We start from the raw sequence: 17,013 nt of genomic DNA on the forward strand, positions 1-17,013 counted from the left end.
GACATGTCTGATCACGGGCGCAAACAGGCCACATCCGGGGTCGCGAAGAACATCAAAGAGCCTGCCACCAAGGTGGGCTCCACGACCGGGATGGAACCCCGGCGTGTACACTTATCCCATTCGAAACCAATGGTGTACGGCACATGACGGCAACGCGAAACGACATCGAGAAGGCGCTGAAAGAGCGCATCCTGATCCTGGACGGCGGTATGGGAACCACCATCCAGCTATACAAGCTGGAGGAAGCCGACTATCGCGGCGAGCGCTTCAAGGACTGGGAGTCCGACCTGAAGGGCAACAACGACCTCCTGTCGCTGACCCGTCCGGACATCATCGAGCAGATCCATAACGACTATCTCGAGGCCGGCGCCGACATCATCGAGGCCAACACCTTCAACGGTACCCGCATCGCGATGGCGGACTACCACATGGAGGACCTGGTCCCCGAGCTGAACCGCGAATCCGCGAAGCTCGCACGCAAGGCTGCCGACGCCTGGACCGAAAAGACCCCGGACAAGCCGCGCTTTGTCGCCGGCATCCTCGGCCCGACGAACCGTACCGCCTCCATTTCTCCGGACGTGAACGACCCGGGTGCGCGTAACGTCGATTTCGACACCCTGGTCGAGTCCTACAAGGAAGCGGCCGCGGCCCTGATCGAGGGCGGCGCCGACCTGCTGCTGATCGAGACAGTGTTCGACACCCTGAACGCCAAGGCCGCGATCTTCGCGGTCAAGACGCTCGAAGACGAGCTCGGGAAAGAACTCCCGATCATGATCTCCGGGACCATCACCGACGCCTCCGGCCGTACCCTGTCCGGCCAGACCACCGAGGCCTTCTGGAACTCGGTGCGTCACGCGAACCCGGTCTCCATCGGCCTGAACTGCGCGCTGGGCGCGAAAGAGATGCGCCAGTACGTGGAAGAGCTGTCGCGCATCGCCGACACCCACGTCTCTGCGCACCCCAACGCCGGTCTGCCGAACGAGTTCGGCGACTACGACGAATCCCCGGAACAGATGGCCGAGGACGTCGGTCCGTGGGCCGAGCAAGGCATGCTGAACATCATCGGCGGCTGCTGCGGCACGCTGCCGGAGCACATCCGCGCGATGCGCGAGGCGGTCGAGAAGCACGCCCCGCGCAAGGTGCCGGAGATTGCCCCGGCCTGCCGCCTGTCCGGCCTCGAGCCGTGCAACATCACCGACGACTCGCTGTTCGTGAACGTCGGCGAGCGCACCAACGTGACCGGCTCGCGCAAGTTCCTGCGTCTGATCCAGAACGAGGAATTCGACGTCGCGCTGGAAGTCGCGCTGAACCAGGTCGAGGGCGGCGCCCAGATCATCGACATCAACATGGACGAGGGGATGCTCGAGTCTCAGGACGCGATGGTCCGCTTCCTGAACCTGTTGGCCGGCGAGCCGGACATCGCTCGCGTGCCGGTGATGATCGACTCCTCCAAGTTCGAGATCATCGAGGCCGGCCTGAAGTGTGTGCAGGGCAAGCCGGTGGTCAACTCGATCTCCATGAAGGAGGGCGAGGAGAACTTCATCAAGCAGGCGCAGCTGTGCCGTCGCTACGGCGCCGCGATCGTGGTCATGGCCTTCGACGAGGACGGCCAGGCCGACAATGAGCAGCGCCGCGTCGAGATCTGCACCCGTGCCTACAAGCTGTTGACCGAAAAGGTCGGCTTCCCGGCCGAGGACATCATCTTCGACCCGAACATCTTCGCAGTCGCGACCGGCATCGAGGAGCACAACAACTACGGTGTGGACTTCATCGAGGCCACCCGCCGCATCAAGAACGACCTGCCGCACGCGTTGATCTCCGGTGGTGTGTCCAACGTCTCGTTCTCCTTCCGCGGCAACGAGCCGGTGCGCGAGGCGATCCACGCGGTGTTCCTGTACCACGCCATCAAGGCGGGCATGGACATGGGGATCGTCAACGCCGGCCAGTTGGCGGTCTACGATGACATCGACGAGAAACTGAAGGAAGCGGTCGAGGATGTGGTCCTGAACCGCCGCGACGATGCGACCGAGCGGCTGCTCGATCTGTCCGAGGAGTACAAGGGCCAGGGCGGCGGCAAGAAGGAAGAGAACCTCGAGTGGCGTGAATGGGAAGTCACCAAACGCCTCGAGCACTCCCTGGTCAAGGGTATCGATACCTATGTGGTGGACGATACCGAAGAGGCCCGTCAGGCCTATGACCGCCCGATCCAGGTGATCGAAGGGCCGCTAATGGACGGCATGAACGTGGTCGGCGACCTGTTCGGCGAGGGCAAGATGTTCCTGCCGCAGGTGGTCAAGTCCGCCCGCGTGATGAAGAAGGCCGTGGCCCACCTGATCCCGTATATCGAGGCCGAGAAGACCGGCACCGAGAACAACGGCAAGATCCTGATGGCCACGGTGAAGGGCGACGTCCACGACATCGGCAAGAACATTGTCGGCGTGGTCCTGCAGTGCAACAACTTCGAGGTCATCGACATCGGCGTAATGCAGCCGGGCGCCGAGATCCTGAAGGCCGCCAAGGAACATGACGTGGACGTGATCGGCCTGTCCGGCCTGATTACCCCCTCGCTGGAGGAGATGGCCAACTTCGCCGCCGATCTCGAGCGCGAAGGCATGAGCACGCCTCTGATGATTGGCGGTGCCACCACCTCGCGCGCCCATACCGCAGTCAAGATCGAGCCGAACTACTCCGGCCCGGTGGTCTGGGTGAAGGACGCCTCGCGTGCGGTGGGTGTGGCCCAGAGTCTGATCAGCCCCGAGCTGCGCGAAAATTACGCCGCCGAGATACGCGAAGAGTACGAAAAGCTGCGCGTGCAGAACGCCGGGCGCAAGAAGAAGACCCAGTGGGTCACCCTGGAGAAGGCGCGTTCCAACAAGCCGCAGATCGACTGGTCGAGCTACACCCCGGCCAAACCGAAGGCGCTGGAGACCGAAAAGCTACCGGGCGAGCCGACCGTGCTGCACCCGCATGGGGACGGCTCGGTGCTGTTGCGCTTCGACGACTACGATCTGAACGAGGTCGCCGAGTACATCGACTGGACGCCGTTCTTCCACTCCTGGCAGTTGCACGCCGCCTACCCCCGCATCCTGGATGACGAGAAGGTGGGCGAAGAGGCGCGAAAGCTGTTCAAGGACGCCCAGGAGATGCTCAAGCGCATGATCGACGAGCAGTGGGTCACCCTGCGCGGCGTAGTCGGCTTCTTCCCGGCGAACACCGTGGATGACGACGATATCGAGGTGTATACCGACGAGACTCGCTCCAAGGTCCTGAAGAAGCTGCACCACCTGCGCCAGCAGACGGAAAAGCGCCGTGGCCAGCCCAGCCACTCGCTGGCTGACTTCGTGATGCCGAAGGAAGCCGGTGGTCCTGACTATATCGGTGGTTTCGCCGTCAGCGCTGGGGGCGCGGTCGACGACAAGGCCAAGGAGTACGAGAAGGCCAACGACGACTACCACTCGATCCTGGTGAAGAGCCTGGCGGACCGCCTGGCCGAGGCCTTCGCCGAGTGCATGCATCAGCATGTGCGCCGCGAGTTCTGGGGCTACGTCCCGGACGAGGCGCTCGAGAACGAGGACCTGATCGAAGAGAAATACCAGGGCATTCGCCCGGCCCCCGGCTACCCGGCGTGCCCGGAGCACACCGAGAAGTCCACCCTGTGGGAACTCCTGCAGCCGGAAGAGAACGCTGGCATGACGCTCACCGAGAGCTACGCCATGCTGCCGGTCTCGGCGGTGTCCGGTTGGTACTTCGCCCATCCGGAGTCGCGCTACTTCGGTCTGGGCAAGGTCAACCGCGACCAGGTCGAGGACTACGCCAAGCGCAAGGGCATGTCGTTCGAGGAGGCCGAGCGCTGGCTCGCGCCGAACATCGGCTACGACGATAGCGACGCGGCCAAGGCGGAAGCCAAGGCCGAGCGCGAGGCCCGGACCGCTTAAACCGACGATCCTGCATCGGGAAGGACCGGTTGTTATGGTTCCCTTCCGGCAAACTTCGAGCCCCGCCCTGTGCGGGGCTCGCTTTGTTTGGGGCGTCGCGCCAAACTGGGCGGGCCCGCCCGAAGTCGGGTCGGCTTGTCCCTAACCGGAGTCTGCGTATGTCCGCCCGCGAAACCGCGATTGACGCTCGACCGGCGATGTTCCGGAATCACCCGTTCGGCTTCATCCTCAGCCTGATCCTGATTTTGGCGTTCGGCTTGGGACTTCTGATCCTGTTGTGGTGGTACCTACAGACGCGCTCGGTCCGCCTGCGCATCGACGCCGACCAGGTCCACCTGGAGCGGGGGCTGTTGTCAAAGTCTCATGTTGATCTGGACATCGGCCAGATCCGGACCGTGAAGGTGGACCAGAGCTTCTTCGATCGGATCTTCCGGGTTGGACAGATCGCGGTGTACACCACGGGTGACAACCCCGAGTTCAAGGTGAACGGGATTCCGGATCCGAATCGCGTACGTGAATACGTGCGCAGTCGCCGGGAGGCCGTGGCATGAGTCGCGCCGACCGCCGCGACAGCCGGTTGGCACTGCGTATCCTGCTCGGCACATCGGCGCTGGTCGCGTTGCTGGTGGCCCTGGTGGTCCTGGCCGCGGCGGTCTCGCTGCCGGGGCTTTCGGACTGGGTGGCGATGACCTTTGACGACGGCATGGGTCTGAAGAATGCGGCTCTGGTGGCGGCGATCGTGTCGGTCCTGGTGTCGATCATATTTGCCCTGGCCGCTGGCGAAGGCCTGATCGGGGAGCTGCAGTTCATGATCCCCGGTTTTTTCCTGTTTTTTGTGTTCTTCTGGCTGATGCTGGCCTGGATCTTTTGATCCCGGCCAGCGCACCGTGCATCCTGCGTTTTCCTCTAAACTCCCGGAGCCCTGACCGTGACGACCGACGCGGACAACGACGCGAATTCCCAGCACCACCTGACCCTGCGTCCGACCCGGATCGAGGACTACGAGGACATCCGCGAGATCATGGAGCGGGTCTATCACGACCTGGACGGCGCCTGGAGCGAGGCGCAGTTCCGCTCCCAGGTGAAGCGTTTTCCCGAGGGCCAGATCTGCATCGAGGACAACGGCAAGGTGGTGGCCGCTGCGATCAGCCTGATCGTCGAGTACAAGCGCTTCGGCGATCACCACAACTACTGGCAGATCACCGGCAACGGCTTCCTGACCACCCATGACCCCGACGGCGACACGCTCTACGGCGTGGATATCTTCGTCCATCCGGACTATCGCGGGCTGCGCCTGGGGCGGCGGCTGTACGACGCGCGCAAGGAGCTGTGCGAGAAGCTGAACCTACGGGCGATCGTCGCCGGCGGGCGCATCCCCGGCTACGAGCAGTACCGCGACGAACTCACGCCGCAGCAGTACGTGCGCCGGGTCAAGAACCACGAGATCACCGACCCGATCCTGACCTTCCAGCTAGCGAACGACTTCCACGTCCGCAAGATTATCACCAACTACTTGCCGGACGACGAGAAGTCTGGGGCCTACGCGACCCTGATCGAGTGGCTGAACGTCTACTACGAGGAGAAGGAGAAGCTGATCGGCGGCAGCCGCTCGGACGTGCGCATCGGCGTGGTCCAGTGGCAGATGCGCCCGACGGTGGATCTCGATGCCCTTTTTCAGCAGGTGGAGTACTTCGTGGATGCGGTCTCCGGCTACCGTGCGGATTGCGTGCTGTTCCCGGAATTCTTCAACGGACCGCTGATGGGGGCGTTCAACCAGGACTACCCGGCCGAGGCCGTGCGTCGTCTGGCCGAATACACCGAGGCGGTGCGCGAGGAGATGGTGCGCCTGGCACTGGCCTACAACATCAACATCGTGGCGGGCTCGATGCCCGAATATACCGACGACGTACTGCGCAATGTCTCCTACCTGTGCCGCCGCGACGGTACCTGGGATCGCCAGTACAAGATCCATGTGACGCCGGACGAGGTCTCCTACTGGGGCCTGCAGGGCGGTGACGAGGTGCATGTCTTCGATACCGACTTCGGCAAAATCGGGATCCTGATCTGCTACGACGTGGAGTTCCCCGAACTGCCCCGGGTGATGGCGGACCATGGGCTGCAGATCCTGTTCGTCCCCTACTGGACCGATACCAAGAACGCCTACCTGCGGGTGCGGCGCTGTGCCCAGGCCCGGGCCATCGAGAACGAGTGCTACGTGGTGATGTCCGGATCGGTGGGCAACCTGCCCAAGGTCGAAAACATGGACATGCAGTATTCCCAGGCCGCGGTGTTCACCCCGTCCGACTTCGCCTTTCCGCACGACGCGGTGGCGGCCGAGGCGACCCCGAACACCGAGATGACCCTGATCGTCGATCTCGATCTCGACAACCTGAAGGAACTGCGCAATCACGGTTCGGTGCGCAACCTGCGCGACCGCCGTCGCGACCTCTACTCGGTCAAGTGGAAATCCAAGCCGGTATGACGCGCGGCCCTGTCGGTCGCTTCGGCACCGAAAAACGTGAACACGTTCCGATTGCCCCGGCGGCCCTACTGGTATCCGGACCCGCGGCCCCGTAGTCTTGCGACTAGAGGGATGCTCGGCTACATGAAATAACGTGTGGCCGGTCGATGTGCCGCCGCCCGGCGGGCGGATGTCACTCAGGGGGAAGCATGAGCGATCAGAAACCGGACCCGAAGCGCACCGCGATCCTCGTGGTGGATGACTCCAAGGTCATCCGGGTCGCGCTGCAGCGTATTCTTCAGGGGCAGCATACGGTCTACGAGGCCGTCGATGGTGAGCAGGCCCTTGAGTTGCTGCAGCACAATCCCGATATCGGGCTGGTGCTGACGGATCTTTCCATGCCTGGGATCGACGGGCAGGACCTCTTGCTGCGTGTCCGCGACGGTTTGGAAGACGTGCCCACCGATCTCCCGGTGGCCATCGTCACCGGCCAGGAAAGCGATGAGGCGGCCAGTAACGAGTGGCGCTCGCTGGGTGCCAATGCCGTGCTGATGAAGCCCTTTGTCCCGACCCGTGTGCGCGAGGTGGTGGCGACGCTATTGCCGCAGCCAGAGCTGACGGACGATGCATCCGCGACCGCCGAGGTCCAAGCCCTCCGCGACGAGATCGAACGCCTGCGTCGTGAGCTGATGCTGCGCCAGCAATCCGCCAACGAGCGCGAGGCTCAGAAGGAACTGGAGCGGCTTCGCAACGCCTTGGGCGAGGCGCGCGATGAATCGACCGCCGCCTTCCAGCGCGCCGAAGAATACGAGCGCGAGATCGCGACTCTGCAGGCGAGGGTCAGCGAGGTCGACGCGGCGCTGGCTGAGGCGCGGGCTCAGAACGAGGCGGCGGCCGCCGACGGCGAGCAGGCCGCGGCGCGCGAGGAAGAGCTTGAGGTATTGCGGGTTCGTGTGGCGGAGTTCGAGGCGGCTGAGCCGACCGGTTCCGCAGACGAGATCGCCAGCCTGCGCAGTCGGCTGCACGAGCTGGAGGGTGAGAACGTCCGTCTGGATCACGACCTCGTCGAGATGGAGCGCCAGCGTGAGTTGGTGCAGCAGGAATTGAAAACGGCTCAGGACGAGGCCTCCCGCCTGCGTCGTGAGCGCAATCAGCAGTGCGAGCGTGCGGCTGCGGCCGAGAAGGCCCGGTCCGAGGCGGAGCAGCGCTGTGCGGATACCCAGGAGTCCGCCTCGGATATCGGCGAGCGCCTGGTGGCGCGGGAGCGCGAGCTGGCGGAAGCCGCGGCGCGCAACCAGGACTTGCGTGGTCGTATCCGTGATCTGGAGCACGCCTTGACCGGGTCTTCCACCACGGCGGCGGTTGAGCGAATGGATTCGTCGGAACCCCACATCCCCGCGGATGCTGCGGCTGACGACGAAGATGCCCTGCGGGCCCCGCCGCGCGATTCCAGGCCGGCGCAATCGACCCGCCTGGGGCGGCGGCGCTGGTTCCAGTTGGCATTTTTCGGGGTGTTGGCCGTCGTCCTTGCCCTGGCGATTGCAATCTACCTGCGCGGGTTTTAGCTCGGGCTGGAGGGATCTGGCTCGCGTTGCCGTTCGTTTGCAACGCAAAGGGGCACCCGAAGTGGGTGCCCCGTGAGGTCGCGAGATTGTCTCGTTAGGTGATGATCCGCGGCTATCAGTGGCGGTCGCGGAGCACGTTCAGCAGGTGGTGCCAGGAGTCGTGATCGGCGCGGGCATCGTAGCCGACCGGCATGTCGAACTCTTCCGCGATGGCATCCGCCCCCGGGTTGGTGAAGCTGTGTTTAACGCCGGAGAATTCAACAACCGTGTAGCGGGCCTCGGCGTTTTGCATTTCCTCGTGGAACCCGGCGATCTGTTCCGGCGGGATCATCGGGTCCGCGGTGCCGGTGAAGGTCAGCAGCTCGGCCGTGATCTTGCCGGCCTCTGCCGGATGTTCGGTCCCCAGCCCGCCGTGGAAGCTGGCCGCCACGTTCAGATCCATCCCGGCACGCGCGGCTTCAAGCGCGACCGTGCCACCGAAGCAGTAGCCGACTGCGGAGGGAGCCTCGTCGGCGCTGGCGTCGTGGTCACGCAGCCAGTCATAGGCGGCCTGGAAGCGTCCCAGCATCAGGTCGCGGTTCTCGCGAATCTCCCCGGCGAACTCGCCGGCGGTAGACGGATGGTCGGCCAGCTTGCCGCTGCCATACATGTCCAGGGCGAAAGCGGTGTAGCCCTCACGGGCCAGCTGCTCAGCGCGGTCCCGGGCGTAGTCGTTGTGGCCCCACCATTCGTGGATGACCAGTACGGCCGGGTGCGGACCGTCCGCGTCCGGGTAGGCGAGATAGCCGGTCATCTCGTCGCCGTCGTGGTCGTAGGTGATCTCTTCGGTTTGAATCCCGGCGAAGGCTAGTCCGGGAATCAACCCGGCGAGCAATACGGCGAGTGGGGCAAATGCGGGTTTGGCGAACATCGAACACCTCCTTGGTTATCGAATCAGCCAAAGTTCGACCTCGATCCGTGAGTATGGTTCGCATATGGCCGGGTTACAACGCGCGGGACAGCCGCTACAGTAGAAGCGTCAGAGACGACCCATTGAAAGGGGTTCTGACGCAGGACGAGTGAGGCGGTTCGATTCCCGGTCCGCCTCGGGTAAGAGGATCGACCAATGTCCGAGAATGCCGCCAACGATTCCCTGGAGGCCCGTGTCCAATCGGCTGACAAACTGCTGGCCATGCCGCAGGTTGTGTTCGAGGTGGCCCGCCTGTTGGAAGACGACAGCGCGACGGCCACCAAGATTGCCGCGAGCCTTGGGCGCGACCCCGGGCTGGTCGCCTTGGTCTTGCGTATTGCCAACAGCCCCGCCTATGCCCCGGCTCGCCCGGTCGACTCGGTGGACCGGGCGATCGCCATGCTGGGACGTGACGCCCTACAGCGCCTCGTCGTGGCAAGCGCGATCACCCGGGCGACGGCGAGCATCCCGGACCAGGAGCGTCTCCCGTTGGAAGTGTTCTGGCGCCACTCGGCCTATTGCGCGGTAATTGCACGGCAGTTGGCGATACGTGTGCTCCCGCGCCAGGCGAGCGGCATTTTTCTTGCCGGGCTGCTGCATGACCTGGGAAAGCTGCTGCTGTTTTCGCAGTCACCGGAATCGGCCCATCGGGCCTTTCTCTCCAGTCTTGATGTCGGCGATGGCCTGAGTCCTCAGGGTGCGGAGCGCGCCGAACTGGGTTTCGATCATGCGGAGCTGGGTGGTGCCCTGGCCGCGCACTGGGGGCTGCCGGATCTCCTGGTGGACTGCTTGGGCGGGCATCACCATCCGATGAAGGCGCCGGAGCGCAACCGCACGGCGGTCATGCTGGTGCATCTGGCCAACACCGGTGCCCATCTCGCCGAGATCGACTCACGTGACTGGGGAGATGCCCCGCCGGTGGATCCGGCGGTGTGGGAGGCGCTACATATGGCGCCGGACGTCTTGCTGTCCGCCGTGGAAGAGGCGCAGCACGAGGTGCTCGCGGTGCAGGATCTATGCGACCCGGCACACGATGGAGCACCACGGTGATGGGTGCGCGCGAAGAACCTTGCTCGCCGGCGCCGGTCGGACAGGATATGAATCAACGAGCCTCTTCTATTGCCTGGCGCGGTCTTCTCGTGGCTGCTTTGCTGGCCTTTCTGGTGGGCTGTGCCGGCGTTCCGGCGAACCTGGCACCGCTGCCCGCCACGGCGCTTGAACGCGACCAGGTGCTGGATGACCCCGTGGCCGTCAAGGGCGAGACGGTGGTTTGGGGTGGCGTGATCGCTTCAATCGAAAACACCTCCGGCGGCACCCGGCTGGAAGTGGTCGGGCGCGAGCTTGATCGCCAGGGGCGGCCGCGCGAGTCCGATCGTTCGGCAGGGCGTTTCCGCGTGGTCAGTGGAGGCTTCCTTGATCCGCAGATCTACAAGGAAGGCCGCGAAGTGACCGTGCGCGGTGCGATCCACGGCACCGAAGAGGGCAGCATCGGTGATTACGCCTATACCTTCGTGACCCTGCAGGCGGACAGTGTGCATTTGTGGCCGCGGCGCCCGCCACCGCGAGAGCGCGCCTACCGTGATCCGTTCTACGACCCGTTTTATGATCCCTGGGGCCCACGCTATGGCCTCTACGGGCGTTACCACCCACATCCTTGGTATTGGTAATCATGTCCAGGTTGCCGATCCTTTTGTTGGGTTTGCTGCTGCCGTTGTGGCTGACGGGTTGTGCTTCCGGGCCATTGGAGGCCCCCCATGACCCGGCGGTGCAGATGGAGCCACGCGCGGTCACCGCAGACAATCTGCCGCAAGACGAGCAGGTCTGGGGTGGTGTGATCGCACGCGTGGATAATCGTTCGGAGGCGACTTTCATCGAGGTCGTTGGCTATCCGCTCAGTCGCCAGGAGCCGCAGACTCGACAGTCCACGACGGGCCGATTCCGCATGCGTGTCGACGGCTTCGCTGATCCCGTGGATTACCGAAGCGGACGTCGCGTGACCGGCGTAGGGACGGTGACGGGTGTCGAGGACGGCACGATTGGCGAGCTGGAGTACGTCTTCCCGGTGCTGGACGCACACTCCGTGCACCTATGGCCAGAGCCCGAGCCCCCGCGCCCTTCAAGTGGCGTGCGCTTCGGCATCGGTATCGGTATCGGCCTGTAGGCCCGTCGACCTCGCGGCCGCTGGGGCGCTCGCCGTTCGCGCCGGTCGCTCAATCGCCAAGCAGAAGGAGTTTCCATGCGAGCAGTGGTCTATGACGAACCGGGCGCCGTTGAAGTCCTACGCCTGGAGGACGTGGCAGAACCACAGCTGACGGCACCTGACCAGGTCCGTATCCGGATGCTGGCTGCGGGCGTCAATCCCGTGGATACCAAGGTTCGTTCGGGTGGGATGATCGTGCCTGGCGCACCGCGCAACACCCCTGGTTGCGACGGCGTGGGCATCGTTGAGGAGTGTGGCGGCGGGGTGCACCACGCGCGGCCCGGACAGCGGGTCGCCTTCTGTTTCGGCGGTGTGGGCGCCGACCCCGGTACCTATGCCGAAAAGGTGGTGGTGCCGGAGGCGGCGGTGGTCCCGGTACCAGCGGCCGTATCCGACCTTCAGGCCGCCGCACTCCCCTTGACCTGGCTGACCGCGTGGGAAGCCTTGTTCGAGCGCGCCGACCTGCAGCGTGGCCATAGTGTGCTGGTACATGCGGCGGCTGGCGGGGTGGGTCAGATGGCCATCCAGATCGCCCGGACAGCGGGAGGTCGGGTGCTGGGACTGGTGCGTCGCGACGAGGCTGTCGCCATCGTCAAGGCGCTGGGTGCCGACGTCGTCGATCTGCGCAAGGCCAATGCGGCGGAAGCGATCCAGCAGTACACCGACGGGCGCGGGTTCGACATCGTGCTCGACACGGTGGGCGGCGACGTCTTTCGCGAGGGCCTGACCCAGGTCGCCTATGGTGGCGACCTGGTGACCCTGCTCGCGCCGCCAGCGGATACCGACTGGAACCCGGCACGGCTGCGCAACCCGAGCATCAGCCTGGAACTGATGCTGACCCCGATGTTGGAGAACGACCGCCGCCGCCTGAAGCATCAGGCGACCCTGATCAGCGAGGGGCTGGCGCGCCTGGCCAGCGGCCGGTTACAGGTGAATGTCGAGGACAGCCTGCCACTGGCGGAGGCCGCCGAGGCCCACCGCCGCATCGAGGCCGGTGGCCGCCGCGGCAAACTCGTCCTGCGCATCCCCGAGTAACCCTGTAGTCATGCCGCTACGAACAAGGTCAAGGGCGGTTTACAGGAAGACGGGAAGATCAGAAGGTTTTGTGGTTGCTTGGGGCTGATCCCACGTTGGAGCCTCGGTTGTTCGTTGGGGTGCTACGAAAGCTCCCCGATTAGCCCCCTTCCAAACTTCCCATCTTCCTGTGATGCGCTTTTTTCCTTGGTGACACCAAGGGACTTGCTAGGCGCCGAAGAGGTGGCTGAAGACGCGGGCGCCGCCGATGTAGGTGCCGGCGGCCGAGCCCAGGGTGGTCAGCAGGAAGACCAGCAGTACGCGTGAGACGCGGTTGCGCCACCAGCCGCGTGGCGTAGTGGTGTCCTGGCGCAGGCTGGCGAAGTCGGAGACCCGCGGCTTGCGCAGGAACAGCTCGGCCGCGGCCGCGACGAACCCCACCCCGATGGTGGGATTCAGTGACGTTAGCGGTGCGGCGAGTGCTGCCGTGACGACCGTGAGTGGGTGAGCGAGCGCAATGATGGCCCCGATAGCGGCGAGGCCGCCGTTGATCAGCACCCAGTCGGTCACCATCTGGATCCCGATGTCCGGATTGCGTGAAAAGCCGATGATGAAGCCGGCCAGGATCACGCTGATCACCACCCAGGGGACGAACTTCGGCCAGCGCGCCTTGGGCGGAGACTGCTCCAGGGCGTTCAGGATCGCCTCCGGCGGGGTCAACTCGTCCTGAACCTGCTCGGCAATGCCCGGCAGGTGCCCGGCGCCCACCACCGCGAGGATGCACCGGGTCTCCGGGTTGGCCGCGAGCCGCCGCAGGTGGGCGGCCATGTAGTGGTCGCGTTCCTCGATCAGGGTGCGGTAGAGGTCTTCCGACTGCTCGGCGAATTCGCTGAAGGTGGACTCCAGCATGTCGCCTTCCTTCAGGCGCTCGATCTCGGACGCGTCGATTTTCTCGCGGGACAGGACCGAGCTGAATAGGCCGCCAATGAGCCCCATACGCTCCCACCAGCGCACCGCGCGATAGGTCCGGCGCAGGGTCAGGCCGATGTCGCGGTCGATCAGGGCTAGCGGCAGGCCGCGGTCCAGGGCCCCATCCATGGCGGCGCGCATCTCGGCACCCGGCTCGATGCCGTACTGGTCGGCCAGGCGTTGCTGATAGGCGCCCAGCGCGAGGCTGGCCGCGATCATGGGCGCCTGGCCTTTGCGCATCACGCTGAATAGGTCCATGCGGCCAACGGCGTCCGGGTCCAGCATTGCGCGCTGGCGACTCTCGCACAGTTCGATCGCCACGTTATCGAAGGCGCCGGTATCCACCAGGGCGCGTACCTTGTCGGCGCTGGCACGGGATACGTGGGCAGTCCCCAGCACGACGACCTCGGTGTCTCCCAGCTGCAGGACGCGATGGGGTTCGTCGGCGATCAGTTCCTGGACGGCGGGATTCATGCGTGGCGGGCTCTTGGTCCGGTAGGGCGGCGCTATTCTACGGCGAAAAAAACGTTCCCGCAGAGCGGGACGCCATGATGCCGGTGTGCATGGCTCACGGCGTGACGGGCTCGGCTTGCGGGACATCCTCGGGCGTCGCATCCGGATCCGGTAGCGGCTCCGGTACGCGCAGGCTCTCCAGCCGCTCCGCAACCCGCAGGCCGCGTTCGTGCGCGGCAATCAGGCCGGCATGCTCGGGGAGCAGTTCAAGCCCTTCTTCCCAATGCCCCAGGGCTTCTTCGATGCGCCCTGCGGAATAATGGCTGCGGCCTTCTTCCAGTAGCTGTTCCGCGCGTGCGTCGCGGCGCTCGCGCCATTCCTCGCACAGCACGCGGTGGGCGCGTTGGGCCGCCTGATCCGGGCCAGACGCATCGGCATCGGGGGTGATTTCGTTCTGGCACCAACGTGCCGCGGTGGTGAGGTCGTCAGCTTCAAGGGCCTGACGTAGACGGGCGTTGATGGTCGAGCGCGGAACCTCGTCCTCAACCTCGGGCCGGTCCGCTTCGCGTAGCTCGCGTTCCAGGGCCGCGATTCGTTCTGCACGCGAGGACTCGGGCATCAATCCCTGGGCGAGCCGAAGCAGCTCCAGGCGCTCTTCGCCATCAGTCGCGGCGGCGTAGGCATCCATGGATCGAGCCAGAGGCTCGCTGCGTTGAGCCAGGCGTTCCGGGTCATCCGGCAGGTTTTCACTTTGGCGGACCAACGGGCTCATCACCTCCAGCAGCCGCCGTTGTTGGACCAGCGCGCGGGCCTCGAGGGTGTCGTGGCGTTGCTCCAGGGTTCGCAGGCCCACCTGGCGCTGGCGTTCCAGTTGTTGGATGAAGTCCGTGCGCTGGGTATCGGCCGGCAGCTGTTGTTCGGCGGTCTCGAGGACCTCCAGGGCACGGGCCACGGCACCCTCGGCCGACGCCGCTCGGGCCTCGCGCATGGCTTCTTCCGCGGCGGCATCGGCGTCGGCCACGATGGCCTCGCGGCGTTCGGCCCATTCGGCCCGCGGTTCCGGGTCGTGTTCATCGATCAGTTCCAGGGCGCTTTGGTAATCGCCCGCCTCCAGCGCGCGCTCGATACGTTGTTCCGGGGGGCTAAAGGGATCCAGGGCCGCACAACCCTGTAACAGCAGGATTGAGAGCAGGGCCCAAAGGAGGGGGGCGGCGCGCCAGGGAGAGTGGCCCGCTCGGTTCATGCGCTGGTCGCGCCGGGCAGCACGCGCGTGGCCGCGACGGCCTCGCTGACGCCGTGCAGCTCGTGGGTGCCCCAGTCTTCGGTACGGAAGTGGCCCTTCACCTGCTCGTGCTCCATGAATGCCGTGGTCGTAACCAGTCCGCCAGGTGGCGCCACCGTGACCAGGCGGGCAGCCAGGTTGACGGTGTCCCCAACGACGGTGAACTGCATGCGGTCCTCGGCGCCCATGTTGCCGGCCAGCATCTCGCCAGCGTTCAGGCCGATGCGGAACTCCACCCGGCTTTCGCCGCGGCGTTCGCGTTCAGCGTTGATCGAGGCGACCGTATCCAGCAATGCCAGACCGGTCTGTACGGCGGTCAGGCGATGGTTGCCGGGATCGGATCCGAGGCCAAAGACCGCCATGGTACAGTCGCCCATGTACTTGTCCACTGTTCCACCGTGACGGGCAATGCATTCTGACATCGGGCCGAAGAATTCGTTGAGCATGCGGCCCAGGGCGGCCGGACTGCAGCGCTCCGACAGGGCCGTATACCCTTGGATGTCGGCAAATAGAACCGAACCCTCCACCGCGCGCCCGCCCAGCTCCACCCGGTCCAGGTTCTCCAGGATGTCCTGGGCGATGGCGTCCGAAACGTAGCGGCGCAGGGCTGCCTCTACCTGGTCCTTGCGCAGTAGGTCCCGGGCCATGTCGTTGAAGGCGTCGGTCAGCTGGGCGATTTCGTCCTGGCGGATCATCGGTAACGGATTGCCCTGGTCGTCCATGGGCCGAACCCGCGCGCGCATGCTCTCCGCCAGGCGTTCCAGCGGCCGGACCAGGCGCTTGCTGATGTCGATCGCCAGCAACAGGCTCAGCAGGAAGACCCCGATGGCCGTGGCGATGCCGGCGTTCAGGGTGTTGCGTATGAGCTCCTGCATGGGCGAGGTGTCGATGTAGGCCTCGATATAGCCCACCTGTACGTCCTGGAACCGCACATTCTGTCGGTAGGGCTCTACCGTCGGGGCCAGCGGCCAGACGCCTTCGGTCAACGACTGTTCCGGCGGGGTCCCCGCACTGGCGACCTGGCCGCGGTCGATTGCGTACGCCGCGATCGACTCGACGCGACCTTCTTCTACCAGAGAGTTCAGAAGGGTCTCCAGGGTCAAGTAGTCCTCGGCCAGCATCAGTTCTGCTGAGGTCCGCGCTACCGGCGCGACAGTACTTTCCGCCTGCGCACGAATCTGGTTGTCCAGCACGTTGCTGACCTGGTTCAGGACCACCGCGGACAGGGTCACGATCCCGGCCAGCGTCAGTCCCGCGATCGCCGCGACAAGCTTCCACGCAATGGGTAGATAGCGCGGGGTAAAGTCGGCGCTGCTCACGAGGCGCGCGCTGTGGCGAGAGCGGCGACGGCCGATCATGGGGAAGACTCCGTGGTGGCCAACCAGGGGGACAGCCAGCCGCGCCAGTCCGCAAGCAACGTCTCGGAACGGGCGGCGACCGCGGATCGCTTGGCCAGCGAACGGCCGAAGACGGGGCCGCCATCCAGGCAGCACATGGCGCCCCCAGCACGTGCGAGCATCAGGCCGCCGGCCGCGCTATCCCAGGGGGCCTGGCCTCCATGTAGGTACAGATCGGCACGGCCGGCGGCCAGCCAGGCCCATTCCAGGGCACAGGCGCCTAGGTTGCGTTGCGATCGGAATGGCGCTGCGGCGGCCAGTTCGCGCGCGAGGGGCGGATCCAGGCGCTTGTAGTCCACCAGGGCGATCGCGCGTCCCAGCTCTGCGACCGGCGGACGTGTGGTCGCGGGCGGGTTGGCGGCGTTCAGCTCCAGCGCGGTGTCTTGTGTGGCGGTGAATAGTTCGTCGCGTACCGGATCGTAGGTGGCCCCGTGGGTAACCCGGTCCCCCTCGATACGGGCGATGGAGATGGCGAAGAACGGCATGCCCCCGGCGAAGTTGGAAGTGCCGTCCAGCGGGTCGACCAGCCAGAACGCCGGGGCGGTCTCCAGGACGCGCGTCTGTTCGCCGCGGGCCTGTTCTTCGCTCAGGATGGGTTCGCGCTGCCCATGTCGGGGCAACAACTCGCGCACGCGGGCATCCACCGCATGGTCGGCCTGAGTGATGATGCTGCCGTCCGCCTTGTAGTCAACGGCGATATCGGCCTCGAAGCGTGGCAGCAATTCGCGCTGGCCGATCTCGCGCAGGCCTTGGGCGAGATCGAAGAATGAGGTGGCATTGACTGTCAT

General features: G+C 65.3%; 14 protein-coding genes. 9 read left to right on the forward strand and 5 right to left on the reverse strand.

Annotated elements, in window-relative coordinates; translation table 11 throughout:
- Window positions 1-143: 143 nt before the first annotated feature.
- The 5 genes from metH (at window position 144) to F462_RS07190 (ending at window position 7,961) form a co-directional block, all read left to right on the forward strand.
- Window positions 144-3,935 (forward strand): methionine synthase, encoded by a 3,792-nt coding sequence (metH, locus tag F462_RS07170; protein ID WP_038052807.1) that lies wholly within the window; start codon window positions 144-146, stop codon window positions 3,933-3,935.
- A 158-nt stretch (window positions 3,936-4,093) separates the two neighbouring features.
- Window positions 4,094-4,486 (forward strand): PH domain-containing protein, encoded by a 393-nt coding sequence (locus tag F462_RS07175; protein ID WP_038052810.1) that lies wholly within the window; start codon window positions 4,094-4,096, stop codon window positions 4,484-4,486.
- Window positions 4,483-4,806, forward strand: a complete 324-nt coding sequence (locus F462_RS07180) for a hypothetical protein (RefSeq protein ID WP_038052812.1) — start codon at window positions 4,483-4,485, stop codon at window positions 4,804-4,806. Before F462_RS07175 ends, F462_RS07180 begins: the two co-directional genes overlap by 4 nt.
- Before the next feature lie 57 nt (window positions 4,807-4,863).
- Window positions 4,864-6,417, forward strand: coding sequence for a bifunctional GNAT family N-acetyltransferase/carbon-nitrogen hydrolase family protein (locus F462_RS07185; RefSeq protein ID WP_038052814.1), 1,554 nt, complete (start codon window positions 4,864-4,866; stop codon window positions 6,415-6,417).
- A gap of 188 nt (window positions 6,418-6,605) precedes the next feature.
- Window positions 6,606-7,961, forward strand: coding sequence for a response regulator (locus F462_RS07190; RefSeq protein WP_038052816.1), 1,356 nt, complete (start codon window positions 6,606-6,608; stop codon window positions 7,959-7,961).
- Window positions 7,962-8,076: 115 nt separating this feature from the next.
- Here the strand turns inward: F462_RS07190 and F462_RS07195 are convergent, their stop codons facing one another.
- Window positions 8,077-8,871, reverse strand: a complete 795-nt coding sequence (locus F462_RS07195) for a dienelactone hydrolase family protein (RefSeq protein WP_018141366.1) — start codon at window positions 8,869-8,871, stop codon at window positions 8,077-8,079.
- A gap of 195 nt (window positions 8,872-9,066) precedes the next feature.
- On the opposite strand from F462_RS07195, the gene F462_RS07200 reads away from it, so the two are divergent.
- The 4 genes from F462_RS07200 (at window position 9,067) to F462_RS07215 (ending at window position 12,145) form a co-directional block, all read left to right on the forward strand.
- On the forward strand, window positions 9,067-9,960 hold the full coding sequence (locus tag F462_RS07200; RefSeq protein WP_038052818.1) for an HDOD domain-containing protein: 894 nt from the start codon (window positions 9,067-9,069) through the stop codon (window positions 9,958-9,960).
- 47 nt (window positions 9,961-10,007) lie between these two features.
- Window positions 10,008-10,577 (forward strand): Slp family lipoprotein, encoded by a 570-nt coding sequence (locus F462_RS07205; RefSeq protein WP_038054880.1) that lies wholly within the window; start codon window positions 10,008-10,010, stop codon window positions 10,575-10,577.
- A gap of 2 nt (window positions 10,578-10,579) precedes the next feature.
- Window positions 10,580-11,071, forward strand: a complete 492-nt coding sequence (locus tag F462_RS07210) for a Slp family lipoprotein (protein ID WP_038052820.1) — start codon at window positions 10,580-10,582, stop codon at window positions 11,069-11,071.
- Between the two features lie 75 nt (window positions 11,072-11,146).
- On the forward strand, window positions 11,147-12,145 hold the full coding sequence (locus F462_RS07215; protein WP_038052822.1) for a zinc-binding dehydrogenase: 999 nt from the start codon (window positions 11,147-11,149) through the stop codon (window positions 12,143-12,145).
- A 207-nt stretch (window positions 12,146-12,352) separates the two neighbouring features.
- On the opposite strand, the gene F462_RS07220 is transcribed toward F462_RS07215, so the two are convergent.
- The 4 genes from F462_RS07220 to F462_RS07235 form a co-directional block, all read right to left on the reverse strand.
- Window positions 12,353-13,567 carry a TraB/GumN family protein gene (locus F462_RS07220; RefSeq protein WP_038052825.1) on the reverse strand — a complete coding sequence of 405 codons (1,215 nt, stop codon included), beginning with the start codon at window positions 13,565-13,567 and terminating at the stop codon, window positions 12,353-12,355.
- A 94-nt stretch (window positions 13,568-13,661) separates the two neighbouring features.
- Complete coding sequence (locus F462_RS07225) at window positions 13,662-14,789, reverse strand: tetratricopeptide repeat protein (protein ID WP_038052829.1); 1,128 nt, start codon at window positions 14,787-14,789, stop codon at window positions 13,662-13,664.
- Entirely contained in the window at window positions 14,786-16,186 is a 1,401-nt protein-coding gene (locus F462_RS07230) for an adenylate/guanylate cyclase domain-containing protein (protein WP_018141373.1), read from the reverse strand. The genes F462_RS07225 and F462_RS07230 overlap by 4 nt, the downstream gene beginning before the upstream one ends.
- Complete coding sequence (locus F462_RS07235; protein ID WP_038054882.1) at window positions 16,183-17,013, reverse strand: inositol monophosphatase family protein; 831 nt, start codon at window positions 17,011-17,013, stop codon at window positions 16,183-16,185. The genes F462_RS07230 and F462_RS07235 overlap by 4 nt, the downstream gene beginning before the upstream one ends.

The organism is Thioalkalivibrio sp. ALJ1 (assembly GCF_000745395.1).
Lineage (GTDB): Bacteria > Pseudomonadota > Gammaproteobacteria > Ectothiorhodospirales > Ectothiorhodospiraceae > Thioalkalivibrio.

What these genes read in the sequence shown, in the direction of transcription:
- metH (WP_038052807.1), top strand. Translation starts at nt 144, where the DNA reads ATGACGGCAACGCGAAACGACATCGAGAAGGCGCTGAAAGAGCGCATC.
- F462_RS07175 (WP_038052810.1), top strand. Translation starts at nt 4,094, where the DNA reads ATGTCCGCCCGCGAAACCGCGATTGACGCTCGACCGGCGATGTTCCGG.
- F462_RS07180 (WP_038052812.1), top strand. Translation starts at nt 4,483, where the DNA reads ATGAGTCGCGCCGACCGCCGCGACAGCCGGTTGGCACTGCGTATCCTG.
- F462_RS07190 (WP_038052816.1), top strand. Translation starts at nt 6,606, where the DNA reads ATGAGCGATCAGAAACCGGACCCGAAGCGCACCGCGATCCTCGTGGTG.
- F462_RS07195 (WP_018141366.1), bottom strand. Translation starts at nt 8,871, where the DNA reads ATGTTCGCCAAACCCGCATTTGCCCCACTCGCCGTATTGCTCGCCGGG.
- F462_RS07200 (WP_038052818.1), top strand. Translation starts at nt 9,067, where the DNA reads ATGTCCGAGAATGCCGCCAACGATTCCCTGGAGGCCCGTGTCCAATCG.
- F462_RS07205 (WP_038054880.1), top strand. Translation starts at nt 10,008, where the DNA reads ATGAATCAACGAGCCTCTTCTATTGCCTGGCGCGGTCTTCTCGTGGCT.
- F462_RS07210 (WP_038052820.1), top strand. Translation starts at nt 10,580, where the DNA reads ATGTCCAGGTTGCCGATCCTTTTGTTGGGTTTGCTGCTGCCGTTGTGG.
- F462_RS07215 (WP_038052822.1), top strand. Translation starts at nt 11,147, where the DNA reads ATGCGAGCAGTGGTCTATGACGAACCGGGCGCCGTTGAAGTCCTACGC.
- F462_RS07220 (WP_038052825.1), bottom strand. Translation starts at nt 13,567, where the DNA reads ATGAATCCCGCCGTCCAGGAACTGATCGCCGACGAACCCCATCGCGTC.
- F462_RS07225 (WP_038052829.1), bottom strand. Translation starts at nt 14,789, where the DNA reads ATGAACCGAGCGGGCCACTCTCCCTGGCGCGCCGCCCCCCTCCTTTGG.
- F462_RS07230 (WP_018141373.1), bottom strand. Translation starts at nt 16,186, where the DNA reads ATGATCGGCCGTCGCCGCTCTCGCCACAGCGCGCGCCTCGTGAGCAGC.
- F462_RS07235 (WP_038054882.1), bottom strand. Translation starts at nt 17,013, where the DNA reads ATGACAGTCAATGCCACCTCATTCTTCGATCTCGCCCAAGGCCTGCGC.